Origin of the sequence: Actinomadura harenae (genome assembly GCF_003696215.1) — a bacterium.
Classification (GTDB): domain Bacteria; phylum Actinomycetota; class Actinomycetes; order Streptosporangiales; family Streptosporangiaceae; genus Spirillospora; species Spirillospora harenae.
Window position 1 is genome coordinate 12,358 of the sequence record NZ_RFFG01000076.1, and the last position, 18,319, is coordinate 30,676.

Here is an 18,319-nt window from a genome sequence, read left to right on the forward strand (position 1 = left end):
CGGACGCTGCAGGCCGCAGCCGAACCGGTGCGCCGGGCACTACCCGCCGGGCCCGCCGTCCACGAGGCTCTTGCAGGTCAGAGCACCAATGAAGGGAATCCCGTGAGCAACGAGATCACACCGTTCCGCATCGACGTCCCGCAGTCCGAGCTGGACGACCTGCGGGACCGCCTGGCCCGCACCCGCTGGGCGGACGAGCTGCCGGAGTCGGAGATCACCGACGGCGTCCAGAAGGGCGTGGCGCAGCCCGGCTGGGAGTACGGCGTGCCCGGCTCCTACGTGCGCCCGCTGGTGAACCACTGGCTGGAGAAGTACGACTGGCGCGCGTGGGAGGCCAAGATCAACGCCTTCCCGCAGTTCACGACCGAGATCGACGGGCAGCTCGTCCACTTCCTGCACGTCCGCTCGCCCGAGCCGGACGCCACCCCGCTGATCCTCACGCACGGCTGGCCGAACACCTTCCTCGAGTTCGTGGACATGATCGGGCCGCTCACCGACCCGCGCGCCCACGGCGGGGACCCCGCCGACGCCTTCCACGTGGTCGTCCCGTCCATCCCCGGCTTCGGGTTCTCCGGGCCGACCAGGACCCGCGGCTGGAACGCGGCCCGGGTCGCCTCCGCCTGGGCGGAGCTGATGGCGCGCCTCGGCTACGACCGGTACGGCGCCCACGGCAACGACGCGGGCGCGATCGTGGCGCCGATCCTCGGCGAACTCGACCGGGCCCACGTGACCGGCGTCCACGTCAACCAGATCTTCTCCTTCCCCAAGGGCGAGCCCGGCGAGTTCGACGGCCTCACCCCCGAGGAGATCGGCTCCCTGCAGTTCGGGCAGGCGTTCGTCGAGCACGCCATCCACGACCGGTCCCAGGCCAACCAGCCGCAGACCCTCGCGCACGCGCTCTCGGACTCCCCGGCGGGCCAGCTCGCCTGGATCGGGCAGCTGTTCGGCGACGCGCTGACCCCCGACGAGATCCTGACGAACGCCACGATCTACTGGCTCACCAACACCTCGGCGTCCTCGGCCCGCTTCTACTACGAGAACCGCGACTGGTTCGCGACCCACGCGGGCGAGACGCAGGGCGAACGCACGACGGTCCCCCTCGGCCTGGCGTCGTTCGCCTACGACTTCCGCGCCGTCCGCAAGTTCGCCGACCGCGACCACGCCAACATCGTCCACTGGAACGAGTACGACCGGGGCGGCCACTGGGCCGCCCACGACGCCACCGACCTCCTCCTCACCGACATCCGCGCCTTCTTCCGCACCCTCCCCTGACCCAGCAGGGCCCTGGGGCCTCAGGACGTCTCGCGGACGGCCTCCACCGCCTCGCGGACGTCCTGGTCCGGGTCGTCGGCCAGTTCGTCGAGCAGTCCGGCGACGCCGGGCGTGGACCAGCCGGCGACCGCCCACACCAGGTCCTCCCGCACGCCCGGATCGGGGTGCGCGGCGAGCCTGGTCAACTCGGCGAGCGGGCCCCGCCGGCGCCTGCCGAACCAGTCCAGCGCCTCCCGCAGGACCGCCGGGTCTCCCGGGTCACCGGCCGCCGCGATCCTGGCGAGCAGCATCCGGGGCGGTGGCGGCGGGCCGTCCAGGGGATGGGGCAGCCGCTCACGCAGGCGGCGCCCCCCGTACTCGCCCCTCACCTGGCATCCGAAGCAGGTGCAGGGGCGGGTGCCGTGCGCGTCCGGCTTGTACCGCCAGCCCGCGACCTGCGGCACGGCGCGGATCCGATGCAGTTCGCGCGGCCGGATCGCCCGGGGGACGAACACCTCCCACCCGCGCGGGTCGTCCAACGCGGCGATCCGCCGCACGGCCTCGGCCGCGGGGACGGCGGCCTGGGCGTCCCTCCTCCGGTCCGAGTAGCGCCCGACCAGCACGTCCTGGTCGTCGTCCAGCCGCACATGGACGGCCACCATCCGGCCCTGACCGCCGAAGCGGGCCAGTTCGCGCAGCCACTGGTGGGTGAGCGTGTACGACGGCAGAACCGGAAAGCAGTACACCCCACGCGCCCCGCCCTGCCCGTACCCGGCCGCCCGGATCCCGGACCGCCGAATGGACCGCACGTTCCCCGCCGCCGTCAAGTGCACGAACATCGCCATGACCGCGCATGCTACTTGCCCGATTTCTCATGAATCTTCAGAAGGAGGTCGCCGCGCGACAGCGGTTCGTCACCAGCCCAGGCGGGCGACCTCAGCGGTGGCCTCTTTCACGTCTTTGACGGTGTCGATGCCTCGCCAGTAGCCGTCGAGCTTGAAGCCGGCCAGGCGGCCGTCCGCTGCCAGACGGGGGAACGTGGTGTCTTCGTGGTCGCCGCGTTCTGGGAGCAGGTCCACGACCTCCGGCTCGAAGACGTAGCCTCCGGCGTTGATCCAGTAGGGCAGCTTGGGGCTCTGGACGAATCCCCGGATCCGGTCGGCGTCGTCCAGGTGGGCGATGCCCCATGAGGTGGTGTACCGCGCGAGCGCGATGGTCGCCGTGGCGTCGGCGTCGTGGTGCCGGTCGATGAAGTCGGCCAGCGAGAAGCGCCTTGCCCGCGATCGGGATGAGTGCCTTCGGTGAGTCCTCGGTCAGCGGACGCATGCGCGTCCCCTGCCCCCCGGCGAGGATGATCGCCTGCCGGACCTGCGTCTTCGCCCCGCGAACCATGCTCGCACCCTAGGCGCGGACGGATCCGGCGCGTGGGATCTAGGCGTAGGGGTGGGGTGCCTTGTTGGTCAGGCCGCCGTAGGCGTTCAGGCGAGGGTTGGCTTCGGGGGGTGTGCTGGGTGGGGTCAGGGGGAGGAGGTCGGGTGAGTAGGCGCGGACGACCCGGTAGCCCAGGGAGCGGACGTCCGGTGGGGTCAGGTCTATGCAGGCGATATCGATGTCGATGCTGTTCAGCGTGGTGTCCGGGGGGAGGGCGTCGGGGGTGGTTCCCGGGGTTGCGGGGAACTTCGCGGGCGGGGTGGCGGTGGCGTAGTAGGCGACGTTCGAGTCGAGGTCGTAGATCTGGGACGGGTCGACGTGGCGGTGGCGGAGTGCCAGGGCTGTGGCCAGTCTGGTCACGGCCGTGCATTCCAGGAACGCCTTGTAGAGGGCTCGGTTCAGGTGGGTGTGGCAGGCCAGGCCGACGGCGAAGGTCGGTACCTGGGGGCTTTCGAGGACGCAGGCCACGGTGATGGCCGGCAGGTCCGGGGCGGGAAGCCAGTAGAAGCGGGGGGACGGGCCGTCGCGGCGCAGGCGGCGGTTGACGGCCTGGCGGGACGTCGCGGTGCGGGGGCTCGCGTTGAGGTCGAGCGGGATCGGGTCGGTCGCGCCGAACCAGGTGCCCATCGCGGCGTCCGTCTGGATCAGTTCCAGGACGGCGTTGCGGAGGGCCGCGGGGAAGCCGGTGTGGGCGGCCGTCCCTGCCGACGTGGTGAAGGTGAAGGCGGGTTCGTCCGTGGGGACGACGGTCTGGGCGGGGACCCAGGCGACGGTGCCGTCCCGGAGGGATCGGGCGGGCAGCCAGCTGATCGGTGTGTCCGGGGACAGGGCGGTGAAGGGGAAGCCTGGGGTGCTGAGCTGCTCGGACGTGAAGTAGCGGAGGGCGGGTGGCGTCAGGATTCTGGTTCCGGCCAGGTCGTGGGGGCTGGCGGTGAGGGCCGTGCGGGGCGTGCCCAGGGCGTAGCGTTCGAGGGTTTCGGCCAGGGCGGTGGTCATCGCTCCGTCGTAGGAGTCGGCGATCCCGGCGGTGTGTTGGTCGATGCGTCCGGTGATCAGGGTTCGTCGCGGGTCGTCCGTGCTGGGGACGACCGTGTCGAGGGCCGCGGAGATGCCGGTCAGCGGGGAGTGGGCGCGGGCCAGGAGGCGCGCGGTCTCGGGGCGCAGGCGGGTGCCGGTGGACGTGGCGTGGAGCCAGGGGGCGCGCGCGTTCACGGCGTCCCGTCGGGGTTCAGGAGCGCCCGGATGTCGTAGTAGAGGTCGGTGTCGTCCTGCTCGGGGACGGGGGCGCAGTCCGGGCAGGACGGCGAGCGCAGGACCTCGTGGAACGCGAATTCCATGGTGGGCAGATACAGGGTGAGCATCTTGCCCACGGTGAACGAGGTTCCGGTTCGGACGAAGTTCAGGGCTTCGAAGGCCGTGAGCGAGGCGAGCATCGCGGCGAGGGCCGTGTCCAGGGGGACGTTCGGGGCGGTCACCCGGCCTTCGGCCAGGGCGTTCTTGTAGCGCTGGTATCCGGCGGAGTCGCGCATGTTCGTGATGAGCCGGTTCTCAAGGCAGGCGTAGCAGGACGAGCGGTGCGGGACGAAGGTGGGGCCGACGAGCAGCATCGGGCCGTCCGACGCGGCGTGGATCCACGGGATGCGGTGGTGGAGGGCGATCCGGTTGAAGGCCTGGAACTCCCGCGGGTCGATGCCGCCCACCGCGAAGACGACCAGGTGGTCGCGGTAGCGGGCGAACGGCGCGGCGGCCTCCTCGAAGTCGAGACCGTCCAGGGGGCGGGCGATCTCGCGCAGCGCTCTCCGGGCGTCGTCGTCGGACGGCAGGTCCGGGGCGAGGATCCGCCCGATGCCCTCGCAGATCTCGGGGTCTCCCAGGAACGCCACGGACGGCGGCGGTCGTCCCTCCTGCATCGTCAGGTGGTCGAGGTAGTGGTCGAGCGCGTGGGACGGGCCGTGCTCGACCAGGTCCAGTTCGGTGAGGCGGTCGACCACGGCGGCGACGTCGTCCCGGGGAAGGTCCTCGGACGCGGCGATCTCCCGGACGGAACGCCGTCCGTCGAGAGCCGTCAGGATGCGGAGGAGGCGGCCGGAGCGGGTGTCGTCGGTGAGGGTGACCGAGGTCGGGCTGAGGACGCCGTGGCGCAGCTCGACCACGTCGGGGCCGTGCGCCACGACGCTGAGATGGCGTTTGAGCCTCGGGTGGGTCATCCGCGTCCTTCGCCTGCGGGGACGCCGAGGACGACGGCGTGGACGAGTGCCCGGTACAGGCCGTCCACCTCCAGCGCCTCGTGGACCTCGTCGTCGTAGAAGCTGCCGCAGTCGACCGTGCCGAGGCCGAGGGCGACCGCGACCAGATGGATGTTCTGGGCGATCGCTCCCGCTTCGAGGAAGACGTATCGCATGCCCCTGTCGCCGTACTTGCGCATGCTGCGCCATGGGCGCGCGACCAGGAGGAACACGGCGGCCGCGTGTTCCTCGTCCACGACGTCCCTGATGGCCAGGGCCTCGGACAGGCGCGCGGGGCCGTCGGGGACACCGGCCGGGCGCAGCGCGTCCTCGTACGGGTCGTGGAGGTAGAGCGCCGGGGCCAGATTCCGGACGCGTCGCGCGGCGAGGTAGAGGTCGATCGGGTAGAGGGCGCCGCCGCTCGGCGGGCTGCGGCGCGGCGTGACCTGACCGGTGGGGTGCCCGGTGTGTCCGGCGGCGGCCCGGATGAGGGTCGCCAGCATCGGCAGGGCGACCGCCTCGCCCGAGAAGGCCCGGACGCTGCGGCGGCGCCGGACCGCCTCGCCGAGATCCATGCGCGGCTCGGCCGAGGGCGGCAGCGGAAGGTGGTCGCCGGCGGGGTGGCGGGCCCGGCCGACGAGGCCCATCGCCGTGGTCTCCTCGGTGAGGTAGTGCGCGACCGAACCGCCGAGTTCCGCGTCCCCGCGACGAAGGCGGGAACCGATGAGGAACTCCTCGGCCGTGCGCTGACCGGCGCCCGGCCCCGCCTCGTAGCGGACCAGGTGAGTGCGCAGCCCGGTCGCCGTGATCGACGGCCGCACCCGTTTGAGCGCGCTCGCGACCGCCGCCCCGGCTCGCCCGTCCGAAGCGTCGTCGTCGCCGGTCAGCGGATCGCCCATGTGCGCATGCTTCCGATGGTCGCGGGCACGACGTCGGCGACGTCGACGGTGAAGCGGTAGACGCGGCGCGGGGTCATGGCCGGACGGTCCGGGAAGAAGAACGTGAGCTTGACGTCCCAGCAGTCGGAGTTCGGCGGGCAGAGCGGGCTCGGCTCCACGTCGATGGTGTCGAGCTCCATGTTCTCCCGGACGGCGTGCTCGTACACCGACTCGACCGAGAACGCGTTCGTCGCGGCGAAGTTGATCGCGCGTTCGCGCGGCTCGATGCCCAGATTCCGGATCTCGTAGTAGACGCGCTCGAGGAAGTTGGTGACGCCGCCGCGCACCGCGTCCCTCTGGTCGGCGGCGCCCTTGGCCGCCTTCCCGGTCGTGGCGCCCGCGTCCGCGACGGCGGAGACGAGCGCCTCGGTCGTCCAGCTGTACATGCCGCGCAGCGCGGGCACGACGATCGGGATCGACGCGCCGGACCGGTGGTGGCCGACACCGGCGATCGTCCCGGGGATCGAGACGCGTTCGACGCCCTCCTCCAGTTGCTCGCGCAGGAAGGTGCGCAGCAGCTCGTAGGTCTGCGCCGCGTACGGGCCGCGTGGTTCCAGGAAGTAGATCGGGATGCTCTGGAGGTTCAGCGTCCACTGGAGGGACTCCGCGTCGGCCGGGTTCTCGTCGAGGTGCGCGAGCATGTCCCGCGCCTCCTCGGGCTCGGCGTCGTCGCCCATCCGCTGCTTGACCGAGTCCCGGCGCGTCTGGGTCGCGAAGTCGTAGCCGATCTGGCCGAGCGCGTACACCGGCCGCTCGGTCACGTGGTGGGAGAGGGTGAGGTCAGGGGCCGGATCCGCGCTCGGCGCGACCCCGGCGAGGTCGTCCTCGCCGGGCGGCGGAGCGGCCTCGGGCGGCTCGTCGTTCTCTCGTCGCGTGGTCACGGTGTACTCGGCGCTCGCGCCGGTGTACTCGTCCATCTGCTTCTCCAGTCTTGGTCTCCCGGACGCGCCGGTCTCAGCCCGGACCGTCCGGCCACGGCTCCAGTTCGCTCTGGTCAAGGACGGTGCACAGCGCCCGCACCCGCACGAACGGGCTGCTCGGGTACCTCCCGAGCGCGAGCCGGTGCACGATCGACGGGGACGTGAAGTAGGGCGGTTCGGCGTCCAGTTCGGCCATCAGCTCGCCGAGCAGCGCCAGCTTGTCCAGCGCGTCCTCTGGGGACGGGACGGCGGCCTGGTTCGACGCGGCGTCGAGGCAGTGCTCCAGGAGACCGCGCAGGTCGGGCCTGGACCAGCGCGGCAGGTCCCCGTCGGCCTCCCGCACCCAGCGGAGGACGGCGTCCAGCCCGTCCCGCCGGGAGCCTGACGGGTCGGACGCCAGCAGGTCGGTGATCACCGGGGTGACGAGGTGCAGGTACCGCTCCTCGGTGATGCGCAGCATCTCGGCCGCGAGGTGCCGGATCTGGAGGACGAGCCCCGCCGTGGTGAGGCCGCCCGCCTCCCGGGGCGGGAGGTAGGTGCGGAAGAACGCGCCGAGCAGGTCGGACACGGTCTCGGGACGCCAGGCCAGGCCCGTCCCCGGCTCCAGCGGGCGCGGCCCGGCGTACTCGGCGAGCCGGTTCTCGGCGCGCGCGGCGTGGAACTCGGCGTACTGCGCCGGGGTCGGCGGGCGGACGGTCTCGGGGTGCAGGCCGCCGAGCTGCCAGAGCGGGGTGAAGCGGGTCTGCGCGTCCGGCGTGAACGGGGTCCCGGTGACGTCGCGGTGGCGGCGCTGGAAGTCGTCCCAGAGGGCGGGGCCGTCCGGGCCGAAGATCTCGGCGAACGCCCCGGGGTTGTGCGGGACGTTCACCATCAGGTTCGTGACGATCGTCTTGTGGATGCCGCAGTTCGTGCGCCAGGCGAGGTCGTCGAGATAGTCGGCGCCCCGGATGAGGTCCCTGTAGTACTGAAGAGTCGTGTTGAGGTCGATGGTGCGGCAGTGGAGGCTGTCGGGCAGCTCCGGCGTCTTCGCCAATGCCGACACCAGGTGGTCGACGATCCGGCCGTTCCGGTTCAGGACCGCCTGCGGGACGCCGTGCAGAGAGACGGCGTGCACCGTGGCCGGATATCGGTCGAGGTTGAGCCGCATGTCGGTCGGGCCGGTGCCGCGCCACGTGGTGTTCCGGGGCAGGGCCTGGGTCGTCCGGCCCGACCCGACGTACGCGGCGATGTGCCGGTGGCCGATGCGCAGCTTCGTGCCGTAGGGGAGCTGCTCCAGCGGGAGGCGGTGCTCCTGTGGGCGGATGTAGCTGATCAGCGTGAAGATCGGGTCGATGGGGCGCAGGCCCGTCTCGTGCCGGATCAGGTCGTCGAGCAGGCCGTATCCCGGGACGCGCCTGCCGTCCGGGAGGACGAGGGTCCGCTCGTCGTCGGCGGGCACCAGGCGCAGGCCGAGCCCGCCGCCCTCGACCGGGTAGCGCAGGTCGTCGACGCGGTACGTCCGCCCGTCGGGCAGCTCGACGTCGACGGCCCCGAACCCGTCGGCCGAAACCCCCCGATACCGCCCCTCCCGGGCCTCCGCCCGCACCACATACCGACCGAAGCCCCCCGGCTCCGCGGACAGCGTCGTCGCCGCGGTCGGTGGATCGGGCGCGGTCGGTGGATCCGGCGCGGTCGTGGTTCGTTGGGGCGGGATGCGGTCGGTCAGGGCCTGTTCCAGGAGAGCGCGGGCCGCGTCCACGTCGAGATGCCCCGGGGGTGTTCCGTCGCCGGAGGTCGCGGAGCGGAGCAGGACGGCGCGGACCAGCGCGGTGTCCGGTGGGTGGCCGCGCTGGACGAGCAGGCTCAGCAGCAGCGCCGCCACGCCGGAGACGACGGCCGCGGCGAAGCTCGTCCCGCTGCCCTGGGCCAGGGCTCCGCCGGGAGCCGCGCCGAGGACTCCGTCCGCCGGGGTGACCAGGCAGTGCCCTTCGGCGGGCGAGGGCGGCGGGCCGGCGGGTGTTCCGACGGCGAGGACGGTCGGCAGCGCGGCGGGGATCTGCGGGACGCCGCATCCTCGTTCACCGGCCGCCGCGACGACGAGCACCCCGGCCTCGGCGCAGGCGCGGACGGCGGCCGCCAGCCGCGGATCCGGGGTGGCGCGGCCGGACATCTCGCCCGCGCTGATGTTCACGACGTGCGCCCCGGCCCGCACCGCCGCGTCGAGCGCCCGGGCCACGTCGGACTGGGCACAGCTCGGCGGGCCGCCCACGGGGCTGTCGGCGAAGATGGGGACGATCAGGCCGCCGCACCCGGGCGCGACGCCCCGGACCGGCCCGTCGTGGCGTCCGAAGATGACGCTCGCCACCTGGGTGCCGTGCTGGGCGGCCGGGCCGATGCCGCGTCCGGCGGGGTGGGGCGTCCCCAGGCGGGTCAGCCGGGCGCCGCGGAACGCCTCGTGCGTGAGGTCGGCCGGTCCGTCGAGGACGGCGACCCGAATCCGCGTGTCGCCGAGGGTCTCGGTCCAGAGACGCTCCAGTGCGCCCTTCGCCGGAAGCGCCGCGTCCGGCGTCCGCGCGGCGGCGATTCCGCCGGGATCCCCTAATCCCCGGGCCACGCGCCTCCCCTTCCAGGTGACCCACCAGAAAGGTGGGCCGGCGAGCCGGACCAAGGCCCGGATTCCACAGACAAAGAGAATCGCTCGACGAGTGGCCGACAATGGAGAGAACGGCCGGAGCGGAGTTATAATCGCCGATATCGGCGTGCGATGGCGACCTTTGGAGGCGTTGACGCCATGCGGCTACCTCGGCAGAGTTCCTCGGTCGTCCGGGTTCCGGTGCCGTTCGTGCGCAAGGACGTCGGTCTCGGTGACGCGCTCAAGGCGCTCACTTCCGCGGTGGGCGTCAAGCCGTGCCACCCCTGCGCCGAACGCGCCGCCCGGCTGAACCGGCGCGTGGTCCTCACCGGCCGCGACGGCCGCCGCTGACCGCGGCCGCCCGTCCGCCGCCGGCGAAGGCCGCCGCACGCACCGCCGCTACACGCATCGCGCGCCCTGGAAGTCGCAGGTGCAGCTCTGGTTGCTCTGGCAGGTCACCGTGCTCCCCGGGCACCTGCACTCGTAGGTGCCACCGCCCGAGGAGGGCACGACCGCGCATCTCCCCGCGACGGCCGGATAACGCATATCGCTCACAGCGCGGCGCACACTCGCCGCACACCTCGGAATGGTCATTCTCGTCACCCCCGAGAGGTGGAGATCGGGTCACTGTCCCGGCTCGTCGGGCGGGCAGTGCGCGCCGAGCATGTCGCACGCGCAGTGCGTGCCGGGCGGGCAGTCCGCCGTTCCGCCGCCGGGACAGTTGCATCTGATGGTGCCGGGCCCGCTCGTGGACGGCACGACACCGGCCCGATCGCAGCCCGGAACGACGGCCGCATAACGAAGACCGTTCATGGCGCGCTGGACGCTCGCCGAACGTATGGGAATAGTCATGTCACTGCTCCCCTTGACGGGTATCCATATCTCCCATCAGTCCAACGATAAACACGCCATATGGCTTCGATCACTCGGAGCGGGGCGACTGTTTACGCGCTTTTGTTCATGCTTGGGCGAGTCGCGGCGTACAGCACAAAGCCCCAGGTCGGAGACCTGGGGCCTGGCACTGCCTGGATCGATCAGAACTCGTGTTCGCCGTCCGGGTCGCAGTATTCGATGTCGGTGGTGGGGGCGAAGGTGCCGACGATCAGGCGGCGGACGAAGGCGCCGCCCTTGGGCACCTTGTCGGCGTCGACCTCGTAGGTGAACTGCTGGCCCGCGCGCAGGCGGCGGCCGTTGATCGTCACGGGGCGGCGGACGGAGTAGATCGCGCCCCAGGGGCAGCAGAAGTAGCTGCCGAGCGTGGTGCCCGACCCGTTCTTCGCGTAGGTGATCATCCCCGCGCTCTCGGCGGCGTCGATCTGGTCCTGGATGCGCAGGGTGGCCGCGGGGTCGGGGTCGAACTCCCACAGTTCCTTGATCGACTGGTGGGCGCGGGGGTCCTTGCGCCACTTGGTGCGCTCGAGCGGCGAGGTCAGGCACCACGGGTCGAACGCGGACGAGTCGGGCGTCGCGAGCTTCGGCGCGGCTCCGCCCTTCTGGGCGGGCGCGGCGGCGACCTGGCCGGTGTCGTAGCGGGCGACGAGCGACGGCATCGCCGTGAGCTGGCCCAGGTGGTAGAAGGCCTCCAGCGCGCGCTGGAGGCGCTCCTCGATCGCCTCGTGCAGGTTCGGGTCGGGGTCGGCCTCGAGCAGTCCCTCGGCGTAGTCCGCCGCGGTGCTCCCCTCGGCGGCGAGCTGCCGGAGCCGCTGGAGGTCGCGGGCGTGCTCGTCGGCGTCCTCGACGGACGCCTCGAACACTCCGAGAGCCACCTCGGCGTGCTGCCGGACGGCCCGCGTCGCGGCGAGCATGCCGCGCAGGTGCGGCAGGGGGCACGGCGCGGCCTCGGCCCATTCGGGCAGGTCGGCGGGCAGCCGGACGGTCGTGGAGATGTCGAGCGCGGTGTTGCCCGCGGCCTGCCGGGCCCGCGACGACCAGGGCTCGACCTCGTTGAAGCAGTCGGTGACCTGCGTGTGCGTGACCGGCGGGACGTAGCCGACCGTCCTCGGATCGGCGCTGTAGTCGGCGTCCAGCAGGTTCTCGCCGATGGACTGGAGGACGAACGCGTTCCAGGAGCAGAGCAGCTGGCTCGACACGCCCGGCTCCACGTGCCAGAGGTTCGCGCCCTCGTCGGCGAGTCTCTTGCGCAGCGCCTCCGCCCGTTCCATCTCCGCGTAGGCGACGCCGCCCGCGCGCCGGAACGACTCGAGCGTGTCCGCCCGAACCTCCCCCTTCAGCTTGGCCGCCATCCTGACCATCAGGGTCGGTTTGCCGGACACGTCGGTCATGCCCCATCAGCTCCCTTGTGAAGTGCGACCACTCCGAGCGGCGGTCATGAACACCGACAATCAGACGTATCAGAAACACGACTCGGATCCCCTACATTCACCCCAAAAGGAAAACGTCGGGCCCCGGGGCGCGGGGCCCGACGCTTCCCCGGCCCGCTAACGCGGAGTGAGGGGCGTCAGATTGCGCCGGTAGAAGGCGGTCGTGGACTCGATCTCGTGCCAGGGCGTCTGACCGTGACGTCCCGGGTTGGCGTGGAGGGTCTTCTTCGGGGACGCGAACGCGTCGAAGAGGGCCAGCCCGGTCTCACGCGGGATCTCCGGGTCGTCCCAGGCCAGCAGGAACTGGACGGGGACGGTGATCCGCCCGGCCGCCTCGGTGAGGTCGTCGTAGACGAGGACCGACCCGAAGGACGCCGCCCGGATCCGCGGGTCGGCGGCCGTGAGGAGCAGGCCGATCGCGGTCCCCAGGGTCATGCCGCCGTAGCCGATCGGCGCGTCCTGCCCGATGGCGGGGAGGGCCTGGAGCTCGTCGATGACCGCCCGCCATTCGGGGACGGCCCGTTCGGCCAGGGACGCGTTGTACTCGGTGACGATCGGGACGATCGACTCCCCGGCCTCGCGGGCGCGGAACATGGCGTCCACCCACCGCCGGTCCTGCTCGTTCCGCGGACGGTCACCGTGGCCAGGCGCGTCGACGGCCGCGACGGAGAAGCCATGCCGGGCGACGAGGTCGAGGGCGCGGGCCACGAGCCCGGGGGAACGCTTGTCCAGGCCGCCGCTGTGCCCCATGAGGACGAGGGGCGCGCCCTCATCCTCGAACTCGGACGGCGATTCGGGGGTCCAGAGGACGCCGGTGACGTCGTCCATCAGGAAGTCGCGTTCGATGACGCCGTCGGTGGACGTCTCAGTGGTGAATTTCATGGCGGTCGCCTTTCGGGAGAGTCGGCGCTCCCGGCGACTTCCGCGTCAGCCTGCCGTGCAACGAGAAGGGAGCACCCATGTGGTGGTCGGGTTCACGGGTCTCACCTCCTCGGTCGGCTTCACGGCCTCGGGAAGGCTAACAGGTGGCCGGTGCGCCGCCCACCCCTTTTTCCCGGCTTGTCCACCGGTCGGTGGACACGAGGTTCAGCCGGTCGAACCTGTCGGCGGGAAAGGCCCTCCGGCCAGGGTCTTCACCATGAAGAACCCCTCAGTGCGCGTGGCGCGGTGGAGCGCCCATCACCCCTGGCGCGCGATCGCCGGATGGATCCTGTTCGTGATGGCGTGCCTCCTGGCCGGGATGTCCGTCGGCGGGAAGGCGGCGACGTCCGCGGACTACCGGGTCGGCGAGGCGGGACGCGCCGAGGCGTACGCGGCGCAGGGCGGGCTCGAACAGCGGGCGCTGGAACGCGTCCTCATCGCGGGGAAGGGCACGGCGCTCGACCGGACGCGGGGAACGGCGGTCGCCGAGGACGTCCGGACGCGCATGTCCCGCCTCCCCGAGGTCGAGTCCGTGGCGGCGCCGGTGTGGTCGGCGGACGGACGGGCCGTCCGCGTCGACGTGACCCTGAAGGGCCCCGAGCTGGACGGCAGGAAGCACGTCGATCCCGTGCTCGCGCAGACCGCCGAGGTGCGGAAGGCCAACCCCGACCTCGCCGTGGACGAGGCGGGCGGCCCGTCCATCAGCAAGGACGTCCAGGCGCAGCGCGGCGGCGACCTCTCCCGGACCGAGGTGTTCGCGCTGCCGGTCACGCTGCTCGTGCTGCTGATCGTGTTCCGGTCGGTGGTCATGGCGGTCGTGCCGCTGCTCCTCGCCGTGTCGTCGATCGCGGCGGGCGTCGGGCTGTCGATGGTCGCCTCGCACGTCTTCCCGGACGCGGGCGTCGGGACGAACGTCATCCTGCTCATCGGCATGGCCGTCGGCGTCGACTACACGCTCTTCTACCTCAAGCGCGACCGCGAGGAACGGGCCCGCTCGGGCGGGACGCTGTCGTCGGCGGCCGTCGTGGACCTGGCGGCGGCGACGTCCGGGCGCGCGGTGGTCGTGTCGGGGCTGGCGGTCGCGGCGTCGTCCGCGACGATGTTCCTGGCGGACGACGTGATCTTCTCGTCGCTGGCGACCGGCGCGATCGTGGTGACGACGGCGGCCGTGGTCAGCTCCCTGACCGTCCTGCCCGCGCTCCTCGCCAAACTCGGCACCCGCGCCGGCCGCCACACGCCCCGGCCCGGACGGTTCACCGGATCGATGCTGGGCGCGGTCGCGCGGCGGCCGGTGGCGATGCTCGGGGTCGCGGTGGCGGCGCTGCTCGTCCTGGCCGCGCCGATGACCGGGATGAAGCTGACCGACGTGGGACGCGAGACGTACTCGCGGCAGCTGCCCGCGATGCGCGCGTTCGACCGCGTGAACGCCGCGTTCCCCGAGCTGAAGTCGGTCGACCAGGTCGTCGTCCGCGCGGACGCGTCCAGGCAAGCCGAAGTGGCGACGGCGCTGCACGCGCTGGCAGAGCAGGTGAGGTCCGACCCGCTGTTCGACGGCCGGACGCGCGTCCGGGTCTCGGCGGACCACCGGATCACGATGCTCGAGGTGCCCGTCCCGGCCTATCCGAGCCAGAAGCGCGCGCAGGACTCGCTGAAGAGCCTCCGCGAAACGCACATCCCGGCGACCGTGGGGAAGATCGGCGTCGACGTCGCCGTCACCGGGGACGTCGCCCGGTACGCCGACTATCCGGAGCACCAGAAGCAGCGGCTTCCGCTGATCCTCGGGGCCCTGCTGCTCGTCACGTTCGCGATCACGGTGCTGGCGTTCCGGTCCGTCGCGATGGGGCTGGTCGGGGTCGTCCTGAACCTGCTGTCGGCGGCGGCGTCGCTGGGCGTGCTCGTCGCGGTGTTCCAGCACCGGTGGGCCGAGGGACCGCTCGGGTTCACCTCGATGGGGTCGGTCGGGTCGCGGGTGCCGCTGTTCCTGTTCGTGATCCTGTTCGGCCTGTCGATGGACTACCAGGTGTTCACGCTGAGCCGCGTCCAGGAGGCGGTGCGGAGCGGGGTGCCCGCGCGGCGGGCCGTCCTGGACGGGATCGGGACGTCGGCGGGCGTGGTGACCAGCGCGGCCGTGGTGATGATGACGGTGTTCGCCGCGTTCGTCCCGCTGCACCTGATCGAGATGAAGCAGTTCGGGCTGAGCCTCGCGGTCGCGGTCCTGCTGGACGCGTTCGTGATCCGCCTGGTCGTCCTGCCCGCGCTGATGCTCCTGCTCGGCGACGCCGCCTGGTGGCCGTCGCGACGCCGGCCCGCGCCGGACCGGGTGACCCTGCCCGTAGGCTGACCGCGCCGGAACGCCCCCTGGAGGAGTGCCATGCTCTCGGTGATCGTCGCGGACGACCATCCCGCGATGCGGGCGGGTGTCATCGCCCTGCTCGCCGCGGACGGCGGCATCGCGGTCGTCGGCGAGGCGTCCGGCGGGCGGGAGGCCGTCGCGCTCGTCGCGGACCTCGCCCCGGACGTGGCCCTCCTCGACCTGCGCATGCCCGGCATGGACGGGGTCGCCGCGACGGCCGAGATCGCCGCCGCGCACCCGGCGACCCGCGTCCTCATCCTCACGACCTACGACACCGACGCCGACATCGAGCGGGCCGTGGAGGCCGGGGCCGTCGGCTACCTGCTGAAGGACACCACGCGCGAGCAGCTCGTGGACGCCGTCCGGGCCGCGTCCCGGGGCGAGACCGTCCTCGCCCCGAAGATCGCGCAGAAGCTCGTCGCGCGGATGCGGCGCCCCGCCCCGGCGGCCCTCACCGCCCGCGAGGTCGACGTCCTGCGCGCGGTCGCCGACGGCCTCTCCAACCCCGAGATCGGCCGCCGCCTCGTCATCGCCGAAGCCACCGTGAAGACCCACCTCCTCCGCATCTTCGCCAAACTCGACGTAGCCGACCGCACCCACGCCGTGGTCAAGGCCCTGGAACTGAACCTCCTCCCCCGCCCCTGACGCGCCTACGCCTGCGCCTGCGCCTGCGCGAACGCGATGGGCGGGCCGTCAGCGACCGAAGGTGATGTCCCGCCCGGCGACGTAGCCGCCCTGCATGTTCACGTCGCGGCCCGCGACCGCGCCCGAATCCTGGACGACGTTGACCGTGCGGGCGTCCGCGACCAGCGCTTCCAGCGTCGAGGCGAAGTCCGGGTCGTCCTCGATGATCTCGGCGAGGACGGCCTGGAGCGCCTGCCTACGCGCGGCGCTGTCGGGGCGCTCCTCCGCTCGTTCCAGCGCGGTCTCGCTGTAGGAGTCCCGGCTGAGGCGGTTCTTCACGGCGGTGTAGAGGCGGGTGACCGGTGCGAGCGCGGTGTCCGTGACGAGTTCGCCCAGGCGGTTCGCACCGCCGGATCCGACCGCGGCGAGCACGGGGACGAGCATTTCGGTCGCGGTGGTGGCGAGGGTCGTCGGGTCCATGCTCAGTCCTTTGTCCGGGCGAGGCCGCGGAGGGAATCCGCCTCGCGGTGGGTGTCGTGGGCGCGGCGCAGGTACGGCAGGGACGCCTCGTACGCGCGCAAGGCGCCGTCCCGATCGCCGTCCGCGAGGAGCAGATCGCCTTGGACGCTCAGGGCCGTCCCGATCCCCTGCGGATTATCGATCTCCTCGAACTCGGCGACGGCGCTAGGGATCAGCGCGGGGTCCTCGGTGAGTTCGGCCGTCCAGACGAGCGTCCACGCGTGCCCGTTGGCCTCGCCGATCCGGTCGAAGGACGCACGCGCGTCCTCGATGAGCGACGCGTCCCGGCGGACGAGCCCGAGGTAGAGCAGCGCCCAGCCGATGCCGTAGCCGTCGTCCAGCTCACGGAACGTCTCGAGCGCCGCACGGTGGCATGACTCGGCTTCGGCCAGCCGTCCGGCCTGCCGATGGACGATCCCGACGTGGTTGTCCGCCCACGCGTTCCCTTGGCGGTTGTCCTGCTCGGTGAAGACGCGGCGTGCGTTCTCGTACGCCTCGAGCGCTTCCGCCTCCTGCCACATGTAGCCGTAGGCGGAGACAAGGTTCGCGTAGGCCCAGGCCAGATTCGTCCGGTCGGACGAGTCGGCGAGCAGTTCGACCGCCTTCCGCAAGGTCTCGGCCGATTCCACCGGACGCCGCTGCCACAGCAGGGCGTGGGCCAGGTCCTTGAGCACACTGCCCTCGCCCGCGCGGTCACCCAGAGCGTGCAGGATGTCACGGGCCTCACCGAGGTGGTCGACGGCCCCCTGGTAGCGATGCATCTCCCGGTGGATGATCCCGAGCTGGACGAGCGCCGCCGCGGTCGCGCGGTCGTCGGCGGCGGCACGGCACTCCGCGACGGCTCGGCGCGCGGTCCCCGCGGCCTCGGACGTGCGCCTGACCAGCCGGTACACATGAGCGAGGTCGTTCAGCGCCTGCCCCAGCGCGGCCCGGTCGCCGAGGGCCGCCGCCGACTCCACGACCAGCTCGTCCAGTTCGAGCCACTCGGCCCACAGGTTGTGCGCCTCGAGGAGCGGGGTGAGCAGGGCGGCGAGCCCGGCGGCGACGTCGTGGCGTCCGGTCTCGGCCGCCTGACGGACCACGTCGGTGAGCAGCGGACGCTCGGCGTCCATGCGGACGAGGTCGTCCTGCCAGACGCGCGCCTGCGCGAAGCACCAGGCGTAGGCACGGTTCAGGGCCGCTTCGCGCTCGTCCGCCGTGTCCTCCTCGTCCGCGCACCCGCGCGCGTAGAGGCGGATCAGGTCGTGGAACGAGATCCGGTCGACGCCCGCGGGTTCGACGAGGTGGGCGTCGAGGAGTTCCTCGCAGCCGTCGGTCGGGTCGTCCCCGACAAGGGCCTCCTGAAGGCCGGGCTCGAACGACGGCACGCGCAGCAGGCTGAGTCTGCGGAACACCAGCCGCGCCTCGTCCGACAGCACCTGGTAGCTGAGCGCGAAGCTCGCGCGCACCTCCCTGTCGCGCGTGCGCAGGAGGCTGAGCCTGGTGTTCTCATCCGCCAGCCGGGACGCGAAGTCGGCCAGGGCCATCCGGCTGCGCGCGGGCCTGCGCAGCTGCGAGCCGACGACCTGGAGCGCCAGCGGAAGTCCGCCGCACAGCTCCACGATCAGACGCACGGCCTCGGGCTCGGCGACCGCCCGCTCCGCCCCGACCAGGGACTCCAGCAGCGCGGCGGCCTCGGCGTCAGCGAGCCTGTGCAGCGACATCGCCCGTGTCCCCTCCAGGTCGGTGAGCGCGTACCGGGTCGTGATCAGCACCGCGCATCCGGGGCTCGCGGGCAGCAGGGGCTCGACCTGGCGGACCGACATCGCGTTGTCCAGGACGATCAGCGCGCGGCTGTCGCGCAGCTGTGAGCGCCACAGCGCGGCCCGGTCGTCGACATTGGACGGCAGGTCGGCGCGGTCGACGCCGAGAGCCCACAGCAGGCTGCCGAGGGCCTCCGCGGCCGTCAGCTCCGGGAGTTCCTCGCCGCCGAGGCAGAGGTGCAGCTGGGCATCGGGGAAGCGCTCGGCCAGCCGGTGCGCGACGTGGATCGCGAGGGCGGTCTTGCCCTTCCCGGGCCCGTCGGAGATGACCAGGATCGGCGGCAGCGGCGCACTGCCCACCTCCTTCTCGATCCGCGCGATCTGCTCCGTCCGTCCGGTGAAGCCCGCGACGTCGCGCGGCAGGGTGAACCGGGCGTCCTGAGGTCCGCGCGGGAGCATGACG

Annotated in this window: 16 protein-coding genes and 1 pseudogene; 4 read left to right on the forward strand and 13 right to left on the reverse strand. The window is 72.3% G+C overall.

Going from position 1 to position 18,319, the window contains the following annotated elements; all coding sequences use genetic code 11:
- Positions 1–102 precede the first annotated feature (102 nt).
- Complete coding sequence (locus EBO15_RS31180; protein ID WP_233616548.1) at positions 103–1,272, forward strand: epoxide hydrolase family protein; 1,170 nt, start codon at positions 103–105, stop codon at positions 1,270–1,272.
- Positions 1,273–1,292: 20 nt separating this feature from the next.
- On the opposite strand, the gene EBO15_RS31185 is transcribed toward EBO15_RS31180, so the two are convergent.
- The 8 genes and pseudogenes from EBO15_RS31185 to EBO15_RS31215 all read right to left on the reverse strand — a co-directional run bounded on the left by EBO15_RS31185 (position 1,293) and on the right by EBO15_RS31215 (position 9,358).
- Positions 1,293–2,096, reverse strand: coding sequence for a HEAT repeat domain-containing protein (locus EBO15_RS31185; protein ID WP_199744921.1), 804 nt, complete (start codon positions 2,094–2,096; stop codon positions 1,293–1,295).
- Positions 2,097–2,165: 69 nt separating this feature from the next.
- Positions 2,166–2,513 (reverse strand): nucleotidyltransferase family protein, encoded by a 348-nt coding sequence (locus tag EBO15_RS46310; protein WP_325051948.1) that lies wholly within the window; start codon positions 2,511–2,513, stop codon positions 2,166–2,168.
- A 43-nt stretch (positions 2,514–2,556) separates the two neighbouring features.
- Positions 2,557–2,643, reverse strand: a pseudogene (locus tag EBO15_RS46315) (sugar phosphate nucleotidyltransferase); the annotation flags it as partial.
- Between the two features lie 39 nt (positions 2,644–2,682).
- Entirely contained in the window at positions 2,683–3,894 is a 1,212-nt protein-coding gene (locus EBO15_RS31195) for a YcaO-like family protein (RefSeq protein ID WP_122198059.1), read from the reverse strand.
- Complete coding sequence (locus tag EBO15_RS31200) at positions 3,891–4,889, reverse strand: TOMM precursor leader peptide-binding protein (protein ID WP_122198060.1); 999 nt, start codon at positions 4,887–4,889, stop codon at positions 3,891–3,893. Before EBO15_RS31200 ends, EBO15_RS31195 begins: the two co-directional genes overlap by 4 nt.
- On the reverse strand, positions 4,886–5,806 hold the full coding sequence (locus tag EBO15_RS31205; protein ID WP_122198061.1) for a SagB/ThcOx family dehydrogenase: 921 nt from the start codon (positions 5,804–5,806) through the stop codon (positions 4,886–4,888). The genes EBO15_RS31200 and EBO15_RS31205 overlap by 4 nt, the downstream gene beginning before the upstream one ends.
- Positions 5,791–6,762 (reverse strand): cyanobactin maturation protease PatG family protein, encoded by a 972-nt coding sequence (locus EBO15_RS31210; RefSeq protein WP_122198062.1) that lies wholly within the window; start codon positions 6,760–6,762, stop codon positions 5,791–5,793. The genes EBO15_RS31205 and EBO15_RS31210 overlap by 16 nt, the downstream gene beginning before the upstream one ends.
- A gap of 37 nt (positions 6,763–6,799) precedes the next feature.
- Positions 6,800–9,358: a S8 family serine peptidase gene (locus tag EBO15_RS31215; RefSeq protein ID WP_147481741.1), complete on the reverse strand. Its 2,559-nt coding sequence runs from the start codon at positions 9,356–9,358 to the stop codon at positions 6,800–6,802.
- A 177-nt stretch (positions 9,359–9,535) separates the two neighbouring features.
- On the opposite strand from EBO15_RS31215, the gene EBO15_RS31220 reads away from it, so the two are divergent.
- Positions 9,536–9,727: a hypothetical protein gene (locus tag EBO15_RS31220; RefSeq protein WP_122198064.1), complete on the forward strand. Its 192-nt coding sequence runs from the start codon at positions 9,536–9,538 to the stop codon at positions 9,725–9,727.
- A 273-nt stretch (positions 9,728–10,000) separates the two neighbouring features.
- Here the strand turns inward: EBO15_RS31220 and EBO15_RS43805 are convergent, their stop codons facing one another.
- The 3 genes from EBO15_RS43805 to EBO15_RS31230 form a co-directional block, all read right to left on the reverse strand.
- Positions 10,001–10,228, reverse strand: coding sequence for a hypothetical protein (locus tag EBO15_RS43805; RefSeq protein ID WP_147481742.1), 228 nt, complete (start codon positions 10,226–10,228; stop codon positions 10,001–10,003).
- Between the two features lie 182 nt (positions 10,229–10,410).
- Complete coding sequence (locus tag EBO15_RS31225) at positions 10,411–11,658, reverse strand: hypothetical protein (protein ID WP_122198065.1); 1,248 nt, start codon at positions 11,656–11,658, stop codon at positions 10,411–10,413.
- 156 nt (positions 11,659–11,814) lie between these two features.
- Positions 11,815–12,579 (reverse strand): dienelactone hydrolase family protein, encoded by a 765-nt coding sequence (locus EBO15_RS31230; RefSeq protein ID WP_122198066.1) that lies wholly within the window; start codon positions 12,577–12,579, stop codon positions 11,815–11,817.
- 256 nt (positions 12,580–12,835) lie between these two features.
- Between EBO15_RS31230 and EBO15_RS31235 the strand changes: the two genes are divergently transcribed.
- Together EBO15_RS31235 and EBO15_RS31240 are read left to right on the forward strand one after the other, a co-directional pair.
- Positions 12,836–14,959: an MMPL family transporter gene (locus EBO15_RS31235; RefSeq protein ID WP_122198067.1), complete on the forward strand. Its 2,124-nt coding sequence runs from the start codon at positions 12,836–12,838 to the stop codon at positions 14,957–14,959.
- Between the two features lie 30 nt (positions 14,960–14,989).
- Positions 14,990–15,616 (forward strand): response regulator, encoded by a 627-nt coding sequence (locus EBO15_RS31240; protein WP_122198068.1) that lies wholly within the window; start codon positions 14,990–14,992, stop codon positions 15,614–15,616.
- A 48-nt stretch (positions 15,617–15,664) separates the two neighbouring features.
- Here the strand turns inward: EBO15_RS31240 and EBO15_RS31245 are convergent, their stop codons facing one another.
- Together EBO15_RS31245 and EBO15_RS31250 are read right to left on the reverse strand one after the other, a co-directional pair.
- The gene (locus tag EBO15_RS31245) at positions 15,665–16,075 is read right to left on the reverse strand and encodes a hypothetical protein (RefSeq protein WP_122198069.1); all 411 of its coding nucleotides are present in this window, start codon (positions 16,073–16,075) and stop codon (positions 15,665–15,667) included.
- 2 nt (positions 16,076–16,077) lie between these two features.
- The gene (locus tag EBO15_RS31250) at positions 16,078–18,315 is read right to left on the reverse strand and encodes a tetratricopeptide repeat protein (protein WP_233616550.1); all 2,238 of its coding nucleotides are present in this window, start codon (positions 18,313–18,315) and stop codon (positions 16,078–16,080) included.
- Between the last annotated feature and the right edge of the window lie 4 nt (positions 18,316–18,319).